This is a genomic window from Leekyejoonella antrihumi, assembly GCF_007845645.1.
GTDB classification, from domain to species: domain Bacteria; phylum Actinomycetota; class Actinomycetes; order Actinomycetales; family Dermatophilaceae; genus Leekyejoonella; species Leekyejoonella antrihumi.
Map to the genome: position 1 here is coordinate 1 of NZ_VCQV01000023.1, position 21636 is coordinate 21636.

General features: G+C 67.0%; 18 protein-coding genes. 16 read left to right on the plus strand and 2 right to left on the minus strand.

Annotated elements, in window-relative coordinates; all coding sequences use genetic code 11:
- Positions 1–238: 238 nt before the first annotated feature.
- Positions 239–979: an alpha-E domain-containing protein gene (locus FGL98_RS15370; RefSeq protein ID WP_146318015.1), complete on the plus strand. Its 741-nt coding sequence runs from the start codon at positions 239–241 to the stop codon at positions 977–979.
- Between the two features lie 5 nt (positions 980–984).
- Positions 985–1380 (plus strand): hypothetical protein, encoded by a 396-nt coding sequence (locus FGL98_RS15375; protein ID WP_146318017.1) that lies wholly within the window; start codon positions 985–987, stop codon positions 1378–1380.
- 217 nt (positions 1381–1597) lie between these two features.
- Here FGL98_RS15375 and FGL98_RS15380 read toward each other — a convergent pair whose 3' ends face one another.
- Positions 1598–3256 (minus strand): amidohydrolase, encoded by a 1659-nt coding sequence (locus tag FGL98_RS15380; RefSeq protein WP_146318019.1) that lies wholly within the window; start codon positions 3254–3256, stop codon positions 1598–1600.
- The gene (locus tag FGL98_RS15385) at positions 3253–4782 is read right to left on the minus strand and encodes a purine-cytosine permease family protein (protein WP_246136576.1); all 1530 of its coding nucleotides are present in this window, start codon (positions 4780–4782) and stop codon (positions 3253–3255) included. Before FGL98_RS15385 ends, FGL98_RS15380 begins: the two co-directional genes overlap by 4 nt.
- A gap of 175 nt (positions 4783–4957) precedes the next feature.
- Between FGL98_RS15385 and FGL98_RS15390 the strand changes: the two genes are divergently transcribed.
- From FGL98_RS15390 to FGL98_RS15455, 14 genes are all read left to right on the plus strand, one after another.
- Entirely contained in the window at positions 4958–6454 is a 1497-nt protein-coding gene (locus tag FGL98_RS15390; protein ID WP_146318021.1) for an aldehyde dehydrogenase, read from the plus strand.
- A gap of 88 nt (positions 6455–6542) precedes the next feature.
- On the plus strand, positions 6543–6971 hold the full coding sequence (locus tag FGL98_RS15395; RefSeq protein WP_146318024.1) for a RidA family protein: 429 nt from the start codon (positions 6543–6545) through the stop codon (positions 6969–6971).
- Positions 6968–7642: a DUF1028 domain-containing protein gene (locus tag FGL98_RS15400; protein ID WP_146318026.1), complete on the plus strand. Its 675-nt coding sequence runs from the start codon at positions 6968–6970 to the stop codon at positions 7640–7642. Before FGL98_RS15395 ends, FGL98_RS15400 begins: the two co-directional genes overlap by 4 nt.
- Positions 7632–8795: a M20 family metallopeptidase gene (locus tag FGL98_RS15405; RefSeq protein ID WP_246136577.1), complete on the plus strand. Its 1164-nt coding sequence runs from the start codon at positions 7632–7634 to the stop codon at positions 8793–8795. Before FGL98_RS15400 ends, FGL98_RS15405 begins: the two co-directional genes overlap by 11 nt.
- Positions 8792–10879 (plus strand): oxidoreductase, encoded by a 2088-nt coding sequence (locus FGL98_RS15410; RefSeq protein ID WP_146318030.1) that lies wholly within the window; start codon positions 8792–8794, stop codon positions 10877–10879. The genes FGL98_RS15405 and FGL98_RS15410 overlap by 4 nt, the downstream gene beginning before the upstream one ends.
- A 176-nt stretch (positions 10880–11055) precedes the next feature.
- Complete coding sequence (locus FGL98_RS15415; RefSeq protein ID WP_146318032.1) at positions 11056–12645, plus strand: APC family permease; 1590 nt, start codon at positions 11056–11058, stop codon at positions 12643–12645.
- A gap of 168 nt (positions 12646–12813) precedes the next feature.
- A complete protein-coding gene (locus FGL98_RS15420; protein WP_146318034.1) occupies positions 12814–13977 on the plus strand; it encodes an acyl-CoA dehydrogenase family protein in 1164 nt (387 codons plus the stop codon).
- Positions 13974–16091 carry an acetate--CoA ligase family protein gene (locus FGL98_RS15425; RefSeq protein ID WP_146318036.1) on the plus strand — a complete coding sequence of 706 codons (2118 nt, stop codon included), beginning with the start codon at positions 13974–13976 and terminating at the stop codon, positions 16089–16091. Before FGL98_RS15420 ends, FGL98_RS15425 begins: the two co-directional genes overlap by 4 nt.
- Positions 16091–16540 (plus strand): MaoC/PaaZ C-terminal domain-containing protein, encoded by a 450-nt coding sequence (locus FGL98_RS15430; protein ID WP_146318038.1) that lies wholly within the window; start codon positions 16091–16093, stop codon positions 16538–16540. The genes FGL98_RS15425 and FGL98_RS15430 overlap by 1 nt, the downstream gene beginning before the upstream one ends.
- Before the next feature lie 71 nt (positions 16541–16611).
- Positions 16612–17517 carry an SDR family NAD(P)-dependent oxidoreductase gene (locus FGL98_RS15435; RefSeq protein ID WP_146318040.1) on the plus strand — a complete coding sequence of 302 codons (906 nt, stop codon included), beginning with the start codon at positions 16612–16614 and terminating at the stop codon, positions 17515–17517.
- 41 nt (positions 17518–17558) lie between these two features.
- Complete coding sequence (locus tag FGL98_RS15440; RefSeq protein ID WP_146318042.1) at positions 17559–18344, plus strand: citryl-CoA lyase; 786 nt, start codon at positions 17559–17561, stop codon at positions 18342–18344.
- A 49-nt stretch (positions 18345–18393) separates the two neighbouring features.
- Entirely contained in the window at positions 18394–19257 is an 864-nt protein-coding gene (locus tag FGL98_RS15445; protein ID WP_222432204.1) for an enoyl-CoA hydratase/isomerase family protein, read from the plus strand.
- Between the two features lie 5 nt (positions 19258–19262).
- Entirely contained in the window at positions 19263–20366 is a 1104-nt protein-coding gene (locus tag FGL98_RS15450; RefSeq protein WP_146318170.1) for a CaiB/BaiF CoA transferase family protein, read from the plus strand.
- A 55-nt stretch (positions 20367–20421) separates the two neighbouring features.
- The gene (locus FGL98_RS15455; RefSeq protein ID WP_146318046.1) at positions 20422–21270 is read left to right on the plus strand and encodes a GntR family transcriptional regulator; all 849 of its coding nucleotides are present in this window, start codon (positions 20422–20424) and stop codon (positions 21268–21270) included.
- Positions 21271–21636 lie beyond the last annotated feature (366 nt).

The following is a 21636-nucleotide window of genomic DNA, read 5'->3' on the forward strand; positions in this document are numbered from 1 at the left end:
ACTCAAATCCAGCGCGGCCGACTTCCACCCGATCATCGACTCTTCGGATCAGCCACTTCCCGGACCCGCTGACCCGACGCTACGCCGCCCCAGCTCACCCAACGAGCCCCAACACGAACGGGACCTGACGAACGCCGGTTGACAACAGAGGGGAGCCGAAGTGACGTGGATGACCCAGCCCGGCTGTTGTGCGATCTGCGATCTTGACACATGTGTTCGATAGGGCGTATGATCGAGTATGGGTGGTGGGGAAGTCTTCACGAGGGCAGCGCGGGAGGCGTTGGATGCCAGGGTGTGCCCGATCGATCTGTCGGAGTATCGGTCCTCGGCGGATGCGGGAGTGTTGGCCGGCCCGGGGTGCAGTGGCACCGGCGAGGGGGACGCCGTGCCTCCGGGGGTCGGCCCGGAGGCGGCCGAACAGGTGACGCACCTTGCCCCCGCGGTGATGAGAGTCGCAGGAGCGGCCTACCAGTTGGGTGATGGGCAGCTGACCGGCACGATGGGTGACCTGTTGCAGGTCGCCGAGTCCGCGGAGCGGGCGCAGGTGTTCGTCCTCGCGGATGCGATCACCCGCGGGGTGATCGACGCGTCGGATGCGGGGTCTCCGGTGCAGTGGTTGACGGATATGGCGCCCTGTCTGGAGCCGGGTCAGGCGTCCCGGGTGGTGCAGGTCGCGCGGATCATCACGGATCCGGCCAACGCGTGCCTGCGGGGGATCCTGGTGGCGGGTCGGGTCACGGTGCGTGGCGTGCACGCCAGCGTGCGGGAGGCCAGGCGGGTGCGTGCCGTGTTGCCGGACGCGTCGTGGGAACAGCTGCTCGGGTATTACCTGGCGTTGGCGGACCACTGCCCGACGGGCGTGTTGCGGGACTTGTCGAAGGAGATCATCGCCGCCTACGGCGGGGACCAGGCCCCCACCGATGAGGTGGCGGCCCGCAAACACGAGTCGCTGTCCTGGGTCGAGCTGCCCGGGGGATGACCCGGGTGAGAGCGGACTTGTCACCCGGTGATGCGGCGGTCTTCGCGCACGCGATCGAAGCGCTGGCGAAACCACGACCGGGCACCACCAGTGACGGAGATGTGGTGCCGGAGGACGCCACGACGGTGGATGGGAAGCCGGCTCGCACGCACGGGGTGGATCAGCGGTCGCCGGGTAAGCGCCGCGCGGACGCCCTGGGTGGGGGTACCGCCCGCACGCAGCGAAGCGAGGCGGGGGAGATCGGCGACACCAACGTCGTGTGGGACCTGGTGCCCGGGCGGATGCTCACCCGACCGCTGCCCCCGGATGACCTACGGGCCCGGGTCCCCACCGGACCACGCACAAAGCGCCTGATCCTCCCAAGGGGGAGGTGCGCCTATCACCAGGTCGACGAGCCATGATTCGTTGTGTGTCACCGGGTTTCGACGCGCTTCGCGCTTCGCGCTCGCCGGCTCAACCAGCGGCCAGCGGGATGGTCGTCCGCTGGACCGCCCAGCCCTTGGATTGAGTAGGGCGAGCTTGGGAGCCTGTACCGAAATCACTGGCGGGTGGCCGTTTGCGCGTCGAGCCTGCGAGCCCGTATCGAATCAGCGTTAGTCAGGTGACTGTAATCACGGCTCACATTGCGTCGTGGACGACCTGGCCGCCGACCAGGGTGGCACGCACCTTGAGCGACCCGAGCTGTGCCGATGGCACGGCATACGGATCCTGGTCCAGCAGCACGAGATCGGCCAGGCTCCCGGGCCGCAGGGTGCCCGTGCAGTCATCCAGCCGGTTCGCGTAGGCAGCGCCCTGCGTGTAGCCGTGCAGTGCAGTGGCGAGGTCGATCGACTCGGAGGCAAGCAGCGGCACGTGCTGGGCATGGTCGTCGTGAGCATGCGGGTCGCCCGCGGGCGCCGTCCGATTGACTGCCGTGTGAATGCCCCACAGCGGATCGGGACTCGACACGGGCCAGTCCGATCCGAGGGCGATGCGCACCCCGGCGCCGTGCAGGCTGCGGAAAGCGAAATGGCGACCCTGCTGGTCCTCGCTGAGATAGGGCAGCTTGGTCTCGACCAGGACCCTGTCCTCCCTGGCCCACAGCGGCTGCAGGTTCGCGATGACACCGAGCTCGCGCATCCGCATGACGTCGTCACGGCGGATCAGGTCGATGTGCGCGATCTGGTGGCGTGGGTCCCACGCAGCCGGGCCCCCGGCTGCACCGTCGCGCGACGCGGTCGCGTCGAGGCACTCGTGCACCGCGCGGTCGCCGACCGCGTGCAGATGCAGGTCGAACCGCTCGGCGTCCAGTCGCCGCACGATCGTGGCGAGCTCATCGGGCTCGATGAAGCTGAGCCCGTGCTCGTGCTCATGCCCTTGGTAGGCCTGGAAGACCGCGGCCGTGAGGTTTTCACAGACCCCGTCCTGCATGATCTTGACCGCCGTCGCCCGGAAGTTCCCGGTGCACGCCGCGGCACGTCGCTCGCGCAGGAAGTCGACCTGATCCATGCCGGCCACACGATCCCACCACAGCGCGCCGGTCACTCGGGCAGTCAGCCGGCCGGTCGCGGCGGCCGTCCGGTAGGTCTCAAAGGTGTCCGGGATGGCGAGCGCCGCGCCGACGGCGGCATCCTGCCACGCGGTGATCCCCAGCCCGTGCAGGTAGCGCTGTGCCTCCAAGAGCGCGGCGGTCAGCTGCGCCTCGTCCGGCTCGGGGAGGAACTCGGTGACCAGATCGGCGGCACTCTCGATCAGCATTCCGGTCGGTTCACCGGCTGCGTCGCGCACAATGCGGCCACCGTCGGGGTCGGGAGTATGCCGGTTGATGCCGGCACGCCGCAACGCCTCCGAGCTCGCCCATGCACCGTGGGCGTCGTGGCTGACGATCACCATCGCGCGCCCAGGGGCGATCTGATCGAGCTCCTTCCGGTGCGGGTAGCCACCCTCGAACACATCGCCGTACCAACCGGCTCCCGCGAGCCACTCGTCGTCGGGATGCTGCTGCGCATGGGCTGCGATCAGGGAGCGGTAGTCGTCCAGGGAATGGACGTCCTCCAGGTTGCAGCCGAGTCGCTGGAGGCCACCGGCCACGGCGTGGATGTGCGCATCCTGGAAGCCGGGCAGCAACGCGCCACCAGCCAGATCGATCAGCTCGGTGTGCGCTCCCTTGAGGGCAACCGCGTCGTCACCAAGTGCCACGATCCGGTCATCTCGCACCGCGAGGGCATCGGTGGCCGACAGCGCCGGATCGATCGGATGGACCACTCCATTATGAAAGACCAGATCGGCGGTGGTCATCGCTGGACCTCCTGCACACGAGTGTCCTTCGGGGTGGGCGTCGGCTCAGGGTGCAGCCGGACCAGTGCCGGACGCAGCCGGGCGATCGCGAGATAGGCGAGCGCGCTGAAGGCAAGACCGACGAGCCACGCGAGGTCGACGCCGCCCATCGCCGAGGCGATCGGGCCCACATACAAGCTGGTGTCCATGAACGGCAGCTGCACGAGCACCCCGACCACGAAGACGATGAGGGCACCCGGGTTGTAGCGCCCGTAGCGCCCGCCATCGGCAGCGAAGAAGTCGTCTACGGCGTAGTCCGCGTGACGGACCAGGTAGTAGTCGACCAGATTGATCGCGGACCACGGAATGAGCACGTAGAGAAGGATGCTGAGGAAGTTGAAGTAGGACGTCGCAAAGCTGCTGGCCGCGATGAGCGCGATGCCCAAGCCGAGCACGTGCATGATCACGGTGGCCACCAGCCGTGCCCGGGTGCGCGGCTGCCATCCCTTGTGGAACGTCTCAAGCAGGGTCAGCACGCACAGCACGCTGCAGTAGGCGTTCACCGAGTTGCCGGTTGCCGCGGCGATCGCGAACCCGGCCAGCACGATGATGCCGAGGACCGTGCCCAGCAGTCCCCGCAGCCCGCCCATGGTGTCGGAGTCCGTGCTCGCGAGCCCGACCACCGCACCCAGGATCATCAGCAGACCGCTGCTGACGACACAGCCGAGGTACGAGCCCCAGAACGCGCCGGACGTGCCCGAGTTCGCGGGGAGATATCGCGAGTAGTCCGACACGTAGGGCGCATAGGTCAGCTGCCACACCACCCCGATGGCGACCATGGCGGCGAAGCCGGACAGCGTGAAGCCGCCCCTGCTCAGCTGGGAGAAGACGTCCCCCTTGAGGAGAAGCGTGACGAAGGAGACGATGACGAGCCCGCCCACGACATACGTGCTCCACGCCGTGAAGGCGCGGATCAGCCGATACCCGAACGCGGCCACGACCAGGCTGAAGACGGTGGCCAGGACGAGCACGACGTCGCCGTTGGCCCCCTTGGCGATGCCGTGCACCGACTGTTGCGCGACGAGCAGGTTGGACGAGAAGTAGCCGACGAACATCACGGCCGCCACGACCACGATGATGGCCGCACCATAGCTGCCGAACTGACCTCGCGCCTGCAGCATCTGGGGCACACCGAGCTGCGGGCCCTGCGCGGAGTGCAGCGCCATGCCGATGCCGCCGACAGCACGGCCGATCACGACGGCGACGAGCGACCACCAGAGGGACAGGCCCAGTGACGTGGTGGCAAGAGCACCAGTGACCCCGTGAGCGGCGTCATGTTCATGCCGAACCAGATCGCGAACAGCTCCTTCGGTCTCCCATGCCGCTGGTCTTGCGGGATGGCGCCGATGGTCTCGCGTTCGATGGCGAAGAGGGGGGGCGCAGAGTGTGGCATGGGGACCTCCAGGTATGCGGTGTAGATCACACTGTGGGGTACGGCACCGCCAGGCGGAAGGGCCTGGTGCGTGCGATAAACCGAAGGGGGTCATCGATTGAGCAGATCCCGGACCGTCGGACCGCGGGCGCGAATTCGGTCATCAACTAAATAGATGCAACCCTTCGCAAACCTCTGTTAGCCAGATGGTCGCGGCGACGGCATAGTGGTCTGGGTGGCACGTGCCACCGGCAGAACCATCGGCTGCGAGCGACAGGCAGGGTCACAGTATGACGATCACGGACACCCCGGTCGACTGGCACACTCGGGCGAAGCAACTGGTGTTTCGCACGCATGCTTTCATCGACGGACAGGCCACGCCATCGGCGGATGGACAGACACGGGCGACCGTCAATCCGGCCACCGGGCAGGAGCTGGCGCAGATCGCCGATTGCGATGAGCGCGACGTCGACCGTGCAGTCGCGGCCGCACGGCGCGCCTTTGAGGACGGCCGGTGGTCCAGGCGATCCCCGGCGGAGCGCAAGGTGGTGCTGCAGCGGTGGGCCGCCCTGATCCTCGAGCATGCGGACGAGCTTGCGCTGCTGGACAGCCTCGACGCCGGCAAGCTGATCACCGACACCACGACCGGGGACGTGCCCGGCAGCGCGGCGATCGTGCGGTGGTATGCCGAGGCGATCGACAAGGTCTACGGCGAGATCGCCCCAACCGGCCCGGATGCCCTGGCGCTGGTCACCCGCGTGCCGCTCGGCGTCGTCGGCGCGGTCGTGCCGTGGAACTTCCCCCTGGAGATGGCGATCTGGAAGCTCGCGCCGGCGCTCGCGACCGGCAACAGCGTCGTCCTCAAGCCGGCCGAGGAGTCACCGCTGTCCGCGCTGCGGGTCGCCGAGCTGGCCGTGGAGGCGGGTCTGCCGGATGGGGTGCTGAACGTCGTACCAGGCGACGGACCGGTGGCCGGACGGGCGCTCGGTCTGCACCAGGACGTGGACGTGCTGACGTTCACCGGCTCGACCGCCGTCGGCAAGCTCTTTCTCGGCTACGCCGCGGAGTCGAACATGAAGCAGGTCTGGCTCGAGTGCGGCGGAAAGAGCGCGAATCTCGTCTTTGCCGACACCGCCGACCTCGACGCCGCGGCCGAGGGGGTCTGCGCGGGGATCTTCAGCAATCAGGGGCAGGTCTGCTCGGCGAACTCCCGCCTGGTCGTCCAGCGGTCCATCAAGGACGAGCTGTTGGACAAGGTGGTCGAGCGTGCTCGCGGGATCGTCCTCGGTGATCCGCTCGACCCGGCGTCAACGATGGGGCCGCTGGTCAGCGACCAGCAGGCGTCCCGGGTGCTCGAGCTCTTGGCGGACGGCGCGCGCACGTCGCGCACCCTGATCGGAGGCGGCCGCGCACCCGGCACACCCTCGCCCTGCTTCCTGCAGCCGACCATCTTCGACGACGTCCCACGTGATGCGCGGATCGCGCAGGAGGAGATCTTCGGACCGGTGCTGGCCGTCTTCGGCTTCGACGACGAGCGGGAGGCGCTCGCGATCGCCGACGACACGGCATACGGTCTGGCGGCATCGGTGTGGTCGGACAGCGTCGCTCGCACGCACCGCGTGGCTGACCGGTTGCACGCGGGCACGGTATCGATCAACACCGTCGACATGCTCGACGTGCTGACGCCCTTCGGCGGCTTCGGGCAGTCCGGCTTCGGGCGCGACCTGTCCCTGCACGCGCTCGACAAATTCACCGGACTGAAGACCACCTGGTACCACCACGGCTGACAGTCGGCCAGAACCCGGTATCGCAAGACCTCTGCTGGACCCGAGAAAGGAAGGTCGACAAGATGAAGACCTGGATCGGAAGTGAATCATGAGTGACTCCATCGTCGTCGGCGGGCACACCCGCATCCGACCGTTCAACACCGCGGACACCTATCCGGAGCAGGACCTGTCCAACGACCTGTGCCAGGCGGTCGTCGCCGGCAACACGGTCTACGTGCGTGGCCAGGTGGCCCAGGACCTGGACAGCCGCGAGAACGCCGCCGTCGGTGACATCGACGGGCAGGCGCGCAAGGTCGCGGACAATATCCTGCTCCTGTTGCAGGAGTCCGGGGCGGCGCCCGAGCACCTGGTCAGCGCCACGATCTACCTGACCGACATTCGTTACCGCGAGGCCGTATACCGCGAGCTCGGCGAACGCTTCAAGGGCGTGTACTACGTATCCACGGGGCTGGTCGTGACAGCTCTCGCCCGGCCGGAGTGGCTGGTGGAGGTCGCGGTCACGGCGGTGATCCCGTGACCTTCTCCGTCGCCGCCCGATGCGCGCACACCGGCATGCTCGGCGTCGTCGTCTCCTCGTCCAGCCCGGCCGTCGCGGCGCGGTGCGCGTATGTGCGGGCGGGTGTCGGGGCGGCGTGCAGTCAGAACATCACCGACCCGACCCTCGGCCCGGCCCTGCTCGACGCCCTCGATGACGGGCTTGACGCACCAGCCGCGCTGGACCGAGTGGTGGCCGGCGCGGCGCACGCGGACTTTCGGCAGCTCACCGTCATCGGCGCCGACGGCGACGGGGCTGCCTACTCCGGTCGACAGGTGCTCGGCCGGCACTCCAGCGCTCGAGGCGAGGGGATCGTGGCCGCCGGCAACCTACTCGCATCCGATCGGGTGCCAGCAGCGATGGTGGAGGCCTTCACCGCGGTGCCGGACCAGCACCTGGGGGACCGGTTGCTCGCTGCGTTGCACGCCGCGGTGGACGCCGGCGGCGAGGAAGGGCCGGTCCGCTCCTGCGGCATGCTGATCGTCGACACGGTGTCCTGGCCGGTCACCGACCTGCGAGTCGACTGGAGTGATGACCCGATCGGTGACCTCGCGCGGGTCTGGCAGGTGTGGAAGCCGCAGGCGGACGACTACGTGACCCGCGCGCTGCACCCGGATGGCGCGCCGTCCTACGGGGTGCCCGGTGACAACTGACCTGAAGGCGGAAGCGGGCTCGGTGGTGCAGGACCGGTCGACCGACCTGATCGGGCTGGCCGCGGCGCTGCACGCCGACCCCGAGACGGCCTGGCAGGAGCACCGCTCGTGCGCGCTGGTGTCGGGCTTCCTGCGTGATTCCGGATTCGCCGTGATCGAGCGCTATCTCGGCCTTGACACGGCCTTCCACGCGACCTTCGGCACCGGCGCGGTCCGGGTCGGGCTGTGCGCCGAGTATGACGCCCTGCCGGGGCTCGGGCACGCGTGCGGACACAACCTGATCTCGGCGATGTCGGTCGGCGCAGCCATCGCGTTGGCGCGGGTCGCAGCACGGCTCGACCTGACCGTCGAGGTCTACGGTACCCCGGCCGAGGAGGGCGGTGGCGGCAAGATCGAGCTGCTGGACCGAGGCGCGTTCACCGGGCTGGACCTGGCGATGATGGCGCATCCCGCACCGGTCGACATCGCCGAGGCACGCCCCTTTGCGGTCTCCCACTCGCGAGTGACCTTCCAGGGCAAGGCCGCTCATGCCGCCGCCTACCCGGAGCACGGCGTCAATGCCGCCGATGCCTTCACGATCGCGGAGGTCGCGATCGGCCTGCTGCGCCAGCAGCTGCCGCCGTCGGTGCGGGTGCACGGCGTGGTGACCCGGGCAGGCGAGGCTCCCAACGCCATACCGGAGCGCACCGAGGGCCGGTGGTATGTGCGAGCGGAGACCATGGCGCAGCTTGAGGAGACCGAGCAGCGCGTGTGGCGCTGCTTCGAGGCCGGTGCGCAGGCCACCGGTTGCACCCTGAGCATCGAGCCGGAGAGCAAGCCCTACTGCGACTTCCGCACCGACGAGGGGACGCTGGACCTCTACCGAAAGAATGCGAAGGCGCTCGGTAGGACTTTTGCCACGGGGGATGACGCGGCCAGGATGAACCGCTCGTCGACGGACATGGCGAACGTGTCGCAGGTCGTGCCCGCCATCCATCCCTTCATCGGCATCGGCTCGCTGCCCGCGCTCAACCACCAGCGTGAGTTCGCCGACCACTGCGTGGGCCCGGACGCGGACCGTGCGGTCCTCGATGGGTCGACCGCACTGGCATGGACGGCAATCGACCGATTCGCACACCAGGTTCCCCCCGCCCTCCCGAAGGAGACACCATGACCACGCGTGAGCCGCGCTACGACATTCTCTTCGAACCGGTCAAGATCGGGCCGCTCACCACGAAGAACCGGTTCTATCAGGTGCCGCACTGCAACGGCATGGGATACCGCGATCCGAGCGCCCAGGCGGCAATGCGCAAGGTCAAGGCTGAAGGCGGCTGGTCGGTCGTCTGCACCGAGCAGGTCGAGATCCACCCGACCTCCGACATCACCCCGTTCATCGAGCTGCGGATCTGGGACGACCAGGATCTGCCCGCGCTGGCACGCATCGCCGATGCCATCCACGAGGGTGGTGCGATCGCCGGGATCGAGCTGGCACACAACGGGATGAACGCCCCGAACCTCTACAGTCGCGAGATCCCCATGGGGCCGTCGCACCTGCCGGTGGCCCCCGACTCCATCGACCCGGTCCAGGCGCGCGCGATGACCAAGCAGGACATCGTCGACCTGCGGCGCTGGCACCGCAACGCCGTTCGCCGGTCGTTGCAGGCCGGCTACGACCTGGTCTATGTGTATGCGGCGCACGGCTACAGCGTGATCAACCACTTCCTGTCGCCGAAGTACAACACCCGCACCGACGAATACGGCGGCTCGGTGCAGAACCGGATGCGGCTGCTGCGGGAGATCCTCGAGGACACCGTCGACGAAGTGGGCGGGCGGGGCGCGGTCGCGTGCCGCATCGCTGTCGACGAGGACTACGGTCCCGCCGGCATCGGCCGGGACGACATCCAGGAGGTGCTCGGGTCACTGGGCGAGCTCCCCGACCTGTGGGACTTTGCCATGGGCTCGTGGGAGAGTGACTCGCTCACCTCGCGATTCGGCCCGGAGGGGAGCCAGGAGGAGCACGTCGCCGGGTTGAAGGCGCTGACCAGCAAGCCGGTGGTGGGTGTCGGCCGATTCACCTCGCCGGACGCCATGGTGCGTCAGATCAAGAGCGGCGTCCTCGACCTGATCGGCGCGGCCCGGCCGTCCATTGCGGATCCATTCTTGCCCAACAAGATCCGCGACGGGCAGCTGGAGAAGATCCGCGAGTGCATCGGCTGCAACATCTGCGTGTCCGGCGACCAGACGATGTCGATCATCCGCTGCACCCAGAACCCGAGCATGGGCGAGGAGTTCCGCAGAGGCTGGCACCCGGAGGACATCCGAAAGCGGGAGTCCGACGCGAAGATTCTCGTCGTGGGCGCGGGCCCTGCCGGCCTGGAGGCGACCCGCGCGCTCGGCGTGCGCGGATATGAGGTCTCGCTGATCGAGGCCACTCGGAACCTGGGTGGGCGAGTCACCTCCGAGTCGGCACTGCCCGGGCTGTCCGCCTGGAACCGGGTGCGGGACTACCGCGAGCTGGCGATCGAGTCCATGCCGAACGTCGAGGTGTTCCGGGAGAGCCCGATGACTGCCGAGGACATTCTGGAGTTCGGCTTCGAGCACGTGCTGGTGGCCACCGGGTCCCAGTGGCGAAATGACGGGGTCGGCCGGTGGCACACCACACCGATCCCGATCGCGGCGGACGCGCAGGTGCTGACCCCGGAGGACCTCTTCGCGGGGCGCCGCCCGACCGGTCGGAAGGTCGTGGTCTACGACGACGACCACTACTATCTGGGCGGTGTCGTGGCCGAGCAGCTGGCCGCCGACGGGTATGACGTGTCGATCGTGACCCCGGCCGCGCAGGTCTCGTCGTGGACCTCGCACACCTTCGAGGTGACCAAGATCCAGCGGCGACTCATCGAGAAGGGCATCACCCGCCGCACCGAGACGGTCCTCATGTCGGCCGGCGCCGGCAGTGTCGAGCTCGCCAGCGCCTACACGGGTGAGACGTCCAGCGTTGACGCCGATGCACTGGTGCTCGTGACGGCACGGCTGCCGAAGGACTCGTTGCTGCAGGAGCTCACCGGGGCGCAGCAGGCTGGTCGGCTGACGAGCGTGCGCGGCATCGGCGACTGCTGGGCTCCCGGCGCGATTGCGGCCGCGGTCTGGTCCGGCCGCCGGGCCGCCGAGGAGTTCGATCAGGTGCTCCCGCCGAATGATGAGGTGCCATTCCCTCGTGAGACAACGCAATTGATCGATCTGGAGGTTCTTCGAGGCTGACCGGATCGGACACACGGCCCGGCGCCACGGCATACGCCTGCCGCGGTGTCGGGCCGTTGTCGTCTCGTTCTCTCTGCATCGGCAAAGTGGATGTAGCAGTCCAATAACGTGCGCTTTACCGGTGACGTGACCTGCGGCACAGTGTGACTGCTACTACTCCATCGAGGAGAGATCCCATGACCTCAGATATCGAACAAGCCTCGCCTGCAAGGATTCCGGACACTCCGACCGGGCCGGAAGGCGCCTCCGACGGAGTGGGGGATCGACTGCACCGGAGCCTCGGCCGAGTTGACATCATCCTGCTCACCGTCGCAGCCACTATCTCGATCGACACCATCGGTCAGATCGCCTCGTCCGGTGGGGCTCAGGCCTTCACCTGGACTGCGGTGATCGTGCTGACGTTCATGATCCCGTACGGCCTGATCATGTCCGAGCTCGGCAGCTCGTTCCCCCAGGAGGGTGGTCCTTATGTGTGGGTTCGCCTGGCGTTCGGGCGGTTCTGGGCCTCGCTGTCGACGATGTTCTACTGGGTGACGAACCCGATCTGGCTGGGCGGGTCGCTGACCTTCCTCGCGGCCGCCACGTGGAGCACCTTCATCGTGCACATGCCCGGTGGCGGGGTCGGCGACTATGCGTTCAAGCTGACCTTCATCTGGCTCGCGATCCTGTCGGCTGTGTCCAGCCTGCGCTATGGCAAGTGGTTGCTCAATGTCGGCGCCGTCCTGAAGGTCCTGATGGTGCTCGTCTTCGTGGTGACGGTCGTCATCTATGCGGCGCAGCACGGCATACACGGGTATGGGGCCGGCGACTTCTCGCCGACGACCGCCGGATTCTTGTCGGCGGCACCGATCATCCTGTTCGCAGTCGTCGGCTTTGAGGCACAGAACGGCGCCGCCGAGGAGATGCGCAACCCCGCCAAGGACGTGCCGATCTCGGTCCTCACGTCGGGCACGATCTCCGCCTTCTGCTACCTGGTGCCGGTCTTCGGGATCCTGGCCGTGCTGCCGACCTCGAAGATCTCCGGCGCGGCCGGATTCATGGACGCGATCCGGACCGTCTTCGGGGTCTACGGGTCGGCTGCCGGGCCCATGGTCAAGATCGCCGCGGCGCTGTTCATCTTCGTGCTGCTCAACCAGGGCAGCGCCTGGATGATCGCCTCCGACCGGGTGCAGGCCATCGCCGGCGCCGACGGGACCTTCCCTCGATACTTCGGCGTCTTCCACCCGACGCTCGGGACGCCGGTGCGCGTCAACATGCTGTCCGGCATCGTCGCCACGGCATTCACGGTCGCCGCGACGGTCCTGGTCAAGGGCACCACGGCCGCAATCTTCAGCGTCGTGCTGTCGATGGCGGTGAGCACGTTGCTGCTCAGCTATCTCGTCATCTTTCCCGCCGTGCTGCGGCTGCGCTCCCGCTTCCCGGGGACGCCGCGCCCGTATCGTGTGCCCGGTGGCCAGAAGACCTTGTGGGGCTGCACCGTGCTCATCTACGCCTGGGTGCTGGTCGGGTCCTGGACCACGGTCTTTCCCGGCACCATCGAGTCCGCCCTGGGGTTCCACTACGACTTCCGCAGCCAGTGGTCGGTGAGTCGCGAGACCTTCGAGACCTTCACCCTGGGCACCCTGGGGATCATCACTCTGTGCTGCGTGGCCGGCTATGTGTGGGCGCGGCGGCGGGACGACGCCGGGCAGGATTTTACGGCGACGATCGAGCGAGACCTGCTGCGCCACCAAGCCGCCGTGGCGCCGTCAGGGGTTGCTGACTGACCCTGAACGCAGCAGCGCTATCGGCTGAAGCCCGGCCAGGAGTCCCTCCGGCCGGGCTTCGGCACGTCGAGATCCGGAAATTCCTGAACCCTTGACATCAACAATTTATACGGCCATTATCAACTCAGTTGGCCGTACAATTGAGATCAACCTCACGTTAGGAGCGCGATGAAGCGCCCACTCATGACTCCCGACCACGAGACGTTCCGGACCTCATTCGACCGGTTTCTGGACGCCAAGGTGCTCCCTCGGTGGGACGAGTTCGAGCGCGACGGGATCGTCGACCGGTCGGTCTGGAAAGAGGCAGGCAGCGCAGGCTTTCTGGCCCTGGAGGTGCCCGAGGAGTTCGGCGGCGCCGAGTCCACGGATTTCTGCTTCAATGCCGTGCTCGGCGAGCAGATCAACGCGCGCGTCATGCGTGGGTTCGGTCTCACGCTGCACAACGACATCGTCGTGCCCTACCTGATGCGGCTGGGCACGCGCGAGCAGCAGCGACGTTGGCTGCCCGGCATGGTGACCGGCGACATCATCGCGGCGATCGCGATGACCGAGCCCGGTGCCGGGTCGGACCTGTCGGGAATCTCGACCCGCGCGCGACGCACAACGACTGGCTACGTGGTGAACGGTCAGAAGACGTTTATCACGAACGGCCAGAACGCCGACATCATCGTGACCGCGGTGCGGACCGATGACGACCCGTACGGCGGACTCTCGCTGCTCGTCATCGAACGTGGCATGCCCGGTTTCGACCGCGGACGCAACCTCGACAAGCTGGGCATGCACGCCCAGGACACCAGTGAGCTCTTCTTCGACAACGTCGAGGTCCCCGCCGAGAACCTCCTGGGGCAGGAGAACAAGGCGTTTGGGCACCTCGTGGACAATCTTCCGCGCGAGCGGCTATCGATCGCCGTCGGCGCCGTGGCGGCGGCCGAGCGGGCGATCGCCCTGACGATCGAGTATGTCCGTGACCGTGCTGCGTTCCGCAAGCACTTGTCCGATCTGCAGAACACCAGATTCGTTCTTGCGGACCTGGCAACGCAGACCCGGATGGCTCGAGTGTTCGTCGATGACTGCATCACCCGGCACAACGCGGGTGAGCTGGGCGTGGACGAGGCGGCGATGGTCAAGCTGGCCTGCACGGAGAACCAGGTCCATGTGGTCGATCGATGCCTGCAGCTTCATGGCGGATTCGGATACATGGCCGAGACGCAGATCGGTCAGCTGTGGCGCGACAGTCGCCCGCAGACGATCTACGGCGGTGCCAGTGAAGTGATGAAGCACATCATCGGCAAGTCACTCGTCAGCACAACTCCCGCGGAAGGTAAGTCGTGACGTCATTCCCCGACCTGATCCCCTTGGTGGATCCGCGATCCGTTGCCATCATCGGCGCTTCTCCCAACCATGCCAAGAGTCCCGGACGCATCGCTTCGCATCTACTGGATGGGAAGTTCGACGGTGAGCTGTACCTGGTCAACCCCAAGTACGACGAGATCGACGGACGTCGCTGCTACGCGAGCGTGGCCGACCTACCGCAGAGTGTGGACCTTGCCGTCGTCATGATCCCTGCCGACTCGGTGCTTGCGGCGGCCCGCGCCTGCGCCGCGCAAGGCGTCAAGTATCTGATCATCATGTCCTCCGGATTCAGTGAGATGGGGGACGCCGGGGAGGCCGCCCAGCAGGAGCTGACTGCCATCGCACGGGAATCCGGCATGCGGATCTACGGCCCGAACTGTCCGGGTTATCTGGTCATGCACCAGCGACGTGCCATCTCGTTCTCCCCCCGGCTGGACATCGAGTCGTGGTCGCCCGATGGTCGAACGGCGCTGATCACCCAAGGCGGCGCCATGGGTCGCGCCGTCATCGACGCGATGGAGTCGCACGGCTCCCCGGGTCTCAACTACTGGTTCTCCACCGGCAACGAGGCGGACCTGCAGGCGGCTGACTTCCTCGGCTGGTTGGCCGACGAGCCGTCGACCGACACGATCGTCATGGTGCTGGAAAGTATCCGGGACGGTCGACGCTTCATGGAGGCCGCGGCCCTTGCCCGCGACCACGGCAAGCAGATCATCGTCCTCAAGGTCGGTCGCTCGGCCGCCGGCCGGCAGGCGACCGCTACGCACACCGCAGCGCTGGCAGGGCGGGACGCCGTGGTCGATGCGGCCCTGCGCCAGTGCGGGATCATCCGTGTCGACGACATCGACGAACTGGTTGACCTGGCCCGAATCCTGGACAGGTACCCCGTTCGGGAGGTGGCCAATGTCGGCGTCTGCAGTCTCTCCGGAGGCTCTGCCGCCCACCTGGCGGACCTGTGCGGCACCTACGGGTTCAATGTCGAGTCGCCCACCACTGCGACCCTGCAGAAGCTGCAGGACCTGCTGCCGCCGCTGGCCGCGGTGGGCAACCCGGTCGACCTGACCACCGGAATCTTCAGCTCGCCCGAACTGGTGGGTGAGGCCCTCAAGGTGTTCATCTCGGATGAGCGGATCGACGCTCTCGTGATGCCCTTTCCCTATCAGCTCGGGCACATCAATCACGTCATGGCCGAAAAGCTGGCCGAGGTCTCGCGGCTCTTCGACAAGCCGATCATCGCGGTTGCCATCTCGGAGAGCATGTTTGAAGACCCAGCCGCCGACACTCTACGCGCCGTGCGCGTCCCGTATATCCCGTCGGCAACCAAGGCGGTGCTCGCGCTCAAGCGCTACGCCTCGATCCCATCACTGCGGCGGACCGGGACCTGGCGGCCGACGCCGACACCCACGAACGTGGCTCCGCTCGCCGGCACCGGGACACTGTCCGAGGAGTCGTCCGAGGCGGCGTTGACGGAGTACGGTATCTCCTTCCCCCCGAGCAAGGTGGCGAGCAGCGTCGCCCACGCGGTCGCAACCGCCGAACGGCTCGGCTACCCCGTTGTCCTCAAGGCTGCCGGTGACGGCCTGGCCCACAAGAGCGACGCCGGGCTGGTGCGCGTGGGCATCGCCGATCGAGCGGCCCTCGAGGTCGCCTACCACGAGGTATGCGCCGCGCACGGCTCGCTGGTGGGCGGCACGCGCACGACGGTCAAGGTGGTCCGAATGGTGACCGATGGCCTGGAGACGCTGTGCGGCATCGCTGTTGACCCATCCTTCGGCGCCATCGTCAGCTTCGGGCTCGGCGGGATCTACGCCGAAGTGCTGGGAGACATCGCGCTTCGCGTGTGCCCGCTCACCGACGACGAGGCCCGCGAACTCATCGCGGAGACGAAGGCCTTCCCGCTTCTCGAGGGTGCCCGAGGTGGTGCGAGGCTCGACGTGGATGCTGCGGCTGAGGCAGTCGCCGCGCTCAGCCGCTTCGGCTACGAGCACGCCGATCAACTCGCCGGAGTCGACGTCAACCCACTCAAGGTCCAGACATCGGGGGCGCTCGGCCTCGACGCGCTGGTGGTTCTCGCCGAGCAGGAGGAACTCTGATGGGCAAGTACTACGAGGATTTCGAGCTCGGGCAGGAGTTCGTCACTCCCGCGCGCACGATCGGAGAGTATGACGTCGCGGCGTTTGCCGGGCTTTCCGGTGACTTCAACCCCGTGCACACCGACCGCGAGTTCGCGGCCGGCACTCCGTTCGGGCAGCCGCTTGCCCACGGCGCGCTGGGGCTCTCGGTGGCCACCGGGCTGATCGCCCGGACCGGACTCTTTGACGGAACTGCCATCGCCTTCCTCGGCATCGATGGATGGCGGTTCAGCAAGCCGATTTTTCTGGGAGACACGATCCACGTCGAGTTCACCGTCTCGACGATGCGAGAGACCAAGAATCCGGCGGCGGGCATCCTGACGCGCACAGTGCGCATCGTCAATCAGCACGGCGACACGGTCCAGTCCGGCGACATGACACTAATGGTCCAACGCCGGGTCGACAGTTGAGTCGCCGGTCGACCCGGCAGCCAGAGCAATCCCAGCATCACTTCAACGTTCAGCGAAAGGCATCAAACGACATGGTCAACATGGACGGCAGGGTCTGTCTCATCACCGGCGCCGGCAACGGCCTCGGGTTCGAGTACGCGAAGAGCATGGCCGCGCTCGGCGCCCACGTCATCATCAACGACCTGGGCGGTGCCAGCGACGGCACCGGGTCCGACACCTCGGCCGCTCACCAGGCCGCCAAGAAGCTCCAGGCAGAAGGCTGGAAGGCATCCGCAAACACGGCGGACGTCGCCGATGAGACGCAGGCCGAGGCCATGATCGCCGAGGCCTTCGAGCTCACCGGGCATCTGGACGTCCTCGTGTGCAACGCGGGGATCCTGCGCGACCGAATGGTCTTCAACATGTCTCCGCAGGACTGGGACCTGGTCCAGCGGGTGCACCTGCGCGGTCACTTCCTGCCGCTGCACTTTGCCGCCAAACGGTGGCGGGCGACGTTCAAGAGCACCGGTGAGGCCAAGCCGGCAAGTGTGGTCCTGACCAGCTCGCGCTCCGGGCTCTACTCCAGCGCAGGGCAGATCAACTATGCCGCTGCCAAGGCGGGCATCGCGTCCATGGCCACGGTGGCCTCCAGAGAGCTTGAGCGGTATGGCGTACGCGTCAATGCCATCGCACCAATGGCCAAGACGCGCATGACCGAGGGATCGTTCGGCGAGATCAAGGCGACCCGCTGGGGGCCGTCCAACGTGGCGCCGATCGTCACCTACCTCGCCAGCGACGAGTCCGCGGATGTCAGCGGCCAGACCTTCATCGCCGGCGGCGGGCGCATCGAGTGGATGCGGACCTGGACACCTCAGGGTGCGATCGAGGCTCCGTCGGAAGCCGCGCTCACTCTCGAGGACGTCATCGCCGGTCGCGACCAGCTCTTCGGCGGCCGGCCGACCACACCCGCTGCGTTCCCCACGGCGACCTGGGACTGACCTCCTCCTCCGTCAATCCGCTTCAACGAAAGGACACACCCATGGCACGCCCGCGCAATCCCATCACCTCCCAGATGGGCTGGAGCACCAAAGATCGCATCGTGGTGCGAGGACATGACCTGCCCAGTGAGCTACTGGGGCACGTCGGCTTCGGCGACATGGCATACCTGGAGGTGATGGGCAGACTCCCCGACGAGCACGAGTCGGTGGTGTTCAACTCGCTCCTCGTCACTCTGGTCGAGCACGGGATGACTCCGAGTGCAATCGCCGCTCGGCTGACCTATCTCGGGGCACCTGAGTCGCTCCAGAGTGCCGTTGCCGCCGGAATTCTCGGCGTGGGAAGCGTTTTCGTCGGCACGACGGAAGGCGCCGCGAACTTCCTCTCCGTCGCAATCACACCCGACACGAATAGTGCCGACGTGCCGGCACTTGCGAAGAGCATCGTCACCGAGGCGCGGGAGTCGAAGAAGCCGATCGCGGGCATCGGCCATCCGGTGCACAAGCCGGTCGATCCGAGAGTGCCGCGTCTCTTCGAGATCGCCGAGGCCCATGGATTCCGCGGCCTTTATGTCGCGCTCTTGGAGGCCGTGGCTGAGGAGGCGTCCGCGCAGTACGACCGAGTCCTGCCGATCAACGCCACTGGAGCGATCGGCGCGCTGCTGTGCGAGCTCGGCTTCGACACGCGAGTGGCGCGGGGCCTCGGCACGATGGCACGCGCCGTCGGTCTGGTCGGTCACCTTGCTGAGGAGATGGACAATCCGATGGCACGCGAGCTGTGGTTCCGCGTGGAGGACGAAGTTGTCGAGGCATCAGGCGGGGCCTCATGATCTTTCGTTCCGGCGAGCTGGTCCTGATCAAGTGACCGAGGCGACGACGATGAACGAGGCGCCGGAGAGCGCGGCGGTCGGCACCGGATACAGCACGGTCGCCATCAAGGATGTCGGACCCGTTCGGCTCGTCCTCCTCGACCGGCTGCAGGTGCGCAACTGCCTCGACCTGGTGCTGCGCCGCGAGCTCGCAGCGGCAATCCGTGAAGCCGATGCCGATCCCGGTTGTCGAGCCATCCTGTTGGCCGGAAACGGCGCGGTCTTCTGCGCTGGCGGCGACATCAAAACGCTCAATGCCGACCCGGTTGCCGGACGGCACCGACTGGCACTTGCCGGGGACATCACCCGGGCCATCCTCGGCTGCGAGACCCCGCTGGTCGCCGCTGTAGAGGGCGGCGCCTGGGGAGCCGGCCTGGCACTGGCTGCGGCCTGCGATGTCGTCGTGGTCGGACGGCGCGCGCGTCTGGCCGCTTCCTTCGGCCGCTTCGGACTGGTTGGTGACACCGGCGCGTTCTACGTGCTACGACAGCGCGTCGGAGCGGCGCGCGCAAAGGAGATGCTGTTGCTCAACACGACACTGAATGGGGATCAGGCGGTCGCCGAGGGTCTGGCGACGTACGTGGCCGATGACGGCGACGCGCGTCGTGTCGCGCGAGACCTCGCCTTAAGGCTCGCCGGGGCGGGGGAGGGGGCCAACACGTGGACCAAGCGAATCATCCACCAGGATCAGCAGGACTTCGAGTCGGTGCTCGAGGCAGAGATCGGGGCACAGCTCGACCTGCTCGGCGGATCGTCGTTCGCGGAGGGGCAACGCGCTTTCATCGAGAAGCGAGACCCCTGCTGGTGGGACGACCTCGGCGCAGAACCGGTCACAGCACAACTGGAGCGCACGATCGGCGGTGACGTGCAGTGAGCGGCATGGGGCCATTGGCCGGGATCCGAGTGCTCGAGCTGGGCGGCAAGGGGCCCGTGCCGATGTGCGGAATGCTCCTGGGAGATCTCGGAGCCGACGTCATCCGGATCGACCGACCCGAGGAGGTGCCGAACCCGGTCCTCAATCGTAACCGCCGGTCGATCAGTCTCAACCTCAAGTCGCCCGAAGACATTCAGGCCGCCCTCGACGTGGCAGCAACTTGCGATGCGGTTCTGGAAGGCTTCCGGCCCGGCGTCACCGAACGGCTCGGGCTCGGGCCGCAGCGCCTGCTGGAAGCTCAACCGCGGATCGTCGTGGGGCGCATGACCGGCTGGGGCCAGGACGGTCCATGGGCTCAGTCTCCTGGACACGACATCAACTACATCTCCTCCTCGGGAGTTCTGCACGCGATCGGCACGGATCAAGACCCGGTGGTCCCGCTGAACCTCGTGGCCGACATGGGCGGTGGAGGAATGCTGCTGGCCGTGGGCGTCCTGGCCGCGATCCTCGAGGCACGCTCGAGTGGTCAGGGACAGGTGATCGACGCCGCCATGGTTGACGGCTCGGCTTCCCTCATGGCGATGATGTATGGGGTTCTGGCTGCGGGGAACTGGTCCGATCAGCGGGCCGCCAACAGACTCGATGGGGCCGCTCCCTATTACGGCGTCTATCGCTGCGCCGATGGCCATGTGGCCGTGGGTTGCGTCGAGCCGAAGTTCTGGGCCGACTTCATCGAGCGGATGGGTGTCGCCTCCGAGGACCTCTTCGCCGACCAGGACGACCGCTCTCGCTGGCCGCAGATGAAGTCGCGCCTCGCGGAAGTCTTCGCCGCGCACAGCCGCGAACACTGGGTGGACACGTTCCCCGAGGGCCGCGCCTGTGTGACTCCGGTGCTGTCGATGACAGAGTCGATCAACGCTCCGGAGAACGTCGCACGCGCTACCTTCGCACCGATGCCCGGAGGTGGCCACTGGCCCGCCCCCGCCCCACGGTTCTCCCGAACACCACTGGGGTCGCCGTCTCCGGCGCCCACCCCTGGAGAGCACACGGCCAACGTGCTCGCAGAGATCGCCGGGTCGAACTCCACGCCGACGAGGCGGCTGTCATGACGGCTTCTGCGACGAGTGGGTGGTCGAACGGCAGGAGATAAGTACGATCAGATGCATGTCGCCTCATTCCCCGACCGGGTCCAACGGAAGCAAGACTGACGGGATGCGGGAGCCTCGTGCCGGTGAAAGTCGTTACCGTGTGCTGACGCAGCTGTTGCGTGAGCGGATTTTTCGCGGGGAGTTCGAGAATCGGGCACTGCCCACGGAGATCTCGTTGGCAGGGGACTACGGCCTCAGTCGGCAGACCGTGCGGCGCGCGTATCAGGAGCTCGTGAGCGAGGGTCTGGTCTACCGGATCCGGGGAAGCGGCACCTACGTGCGGCCCAGAGAGACCCGCTACAACCGCTCATTCGGATCGGTCGACGACCTGCTGCAGCTCCAGCTCGACACCACCTTCGAGCTCACCGAGCCGATGCACCGAGTTACGGACGCGGAGATCGCGAGCCGGCTACGACAGGATTTCGCCGAGCTCTGGGCCCTCATCTTCCGGCGGCGCCACCAGGACAAGGCGTTCTGCCTCACCCGGGTGTACCTGCCACTTCGCATTGGCGCGGCGCTGGCCGAAGTGCCCGAGTTGAACGACCCCGCGCTGGTCACCGGCATCACCGTGATCAGCCTGATCCAGAGCCATGGCTTCGATATCGCCGAGGCCGAGCAGGTCATCACCGCTACCGCTGCCGGCGTCGACGAATCTCGACTGTTGAGCGTGCCGACGGCGTCACCGTTGCTGCACGTCGAGCGCAACTATCTCGACCGCCAGGGTCGCGCCCTCGAGCTCGCGGTGAGCGACTTCCTGCCCGACGAATACCAGCACCGGACGCAACTTGGGCGGCAGCTGGCGCCCATGGACTTCACGTCCGACCACGCTTGGCGCAAGGACTCCGGATCGCCCTCCCAGCATTGATGATCGCCGTCCCGTAACGGGATTGGCCGATCTTGCGCGCGTCATCGCGGCAGACCATCAACGAATATGGCTGAACGAGAACGAATCCGGGTCTTCTAGCAGGATCTGAGCGCTCCGGGCAGCCTTGTCGCGGAGCGCGGCCACCCCAGTGTCAGTTCGACCCTGGAAACTCTTGACACCTCATAATTTGGCCTGCCATTATGAACGAGTTGACCGTACATATTTTACTGGCCGCAGAAGGGAGAATGCAGTGGATCAGTCGCTGACGACCTGTGGTCAGTTCGTGCGGATTGGGGGGTCGGCCCGCAATCGGACTCGCGGGCAGTGCTGTGCGCGAGTCCGATTGGTCGTGAAGTAGCAGGTTTC

Coding starts and splice junctions, on each gene's coding strand:
- FGL98_RS15450 (WP_146318170.1), top strand. CDS start 19,263: ATGGGGCCATTGGCCGGGATCCGAGTGCTCGAGCTGGGCGGCAAGGGG.
- FGL98_RS15395 (WP_146318024.1), top strand. CDS start 6,543: ATGAGTGACTCCATCGTCGTCGGCGGGCACACCCGCATCCGACCGTTC.
- FGL98_RS15385 (WP_246136576.1), bottom strand. CDS start 4,782: ATGACCCCCTTCGGTTTATCGCACGCACCAGGCCCTTCCGCCTGGCGG.
- FGL98_RS15445 (WP_222432204.1), top strand. CDS start 18,394: ATGAACGAGGCGCCGGAGAGCGCGGCGGTCGGCACCGGATACAGCACG.
- FGL98_RS15380 (WP_146318019.1), bottom strand. CDS start 3,256: ATGACCACCGCCGATCTGGTCTTTCATAATGGAGTGGTCCATCCGATC.
- FGL98_RS15410 (WP_146318030.1), top strand. CDS start 8,792: ATGACCACGCGTGAGCCGCGCTACGACATTCTCTTCGAACCGGTCAAG.
- FGL98_RS15430 (WP_146318038.1), top strand. CDS start 16,091: ATGGGCAAGTACTACGAGGATTTCGAGCTCGGGCAGGAGTTCGTCACT.
- FGL98_RS15420 (WP_146318034.1), top strand. CDS start 12,814: ATGAAGCGCCCACTCATGACTCCCGACCACGAGACGTTCCGGACCTCA.
- FGL98_RS15415 (WP_146318032.1), top strand. CDS start 11,056: ATGACCTCAGATATCGAACAAGCCTCGCCTGCAAGGATTCCGGACACT.
- FGL98_RS15435 (WP_146318040.1), top strand. CDS start 16,612: ATGGTCAACATGGACGGCAGGGTCTGTCTCATCACCGGCGCCGGCAAC.
- FGL98_RS15440 (WP_146318042.1), top strand. CDS start 17,559: ATGGCACGCCCGCGCAATCCCATCACCTCCCAGATGGGCTGGAGCACC.
- FGL98_RS15370 (WP_146318015.1), top strand. CDS start 239: ATGGGTGGTGGGGAAGTCTTCACGAGGGCAGCGCGGGAGGCGTTGGAT.
- FGL98_RS15390 (WP_146318021.1), top strand. CDS start 4,958: ATGACGATCACGGACACCCCGGTCGACTGGCACACTCGGGCGAAGCAA.
- FGL98_RS15455 (WP_146318046.1), top strand. CDS start 20,422: ATGTCGCCTCATTCCCCGACCGGGTCCAACGGAAGCAAGACTGACGGG.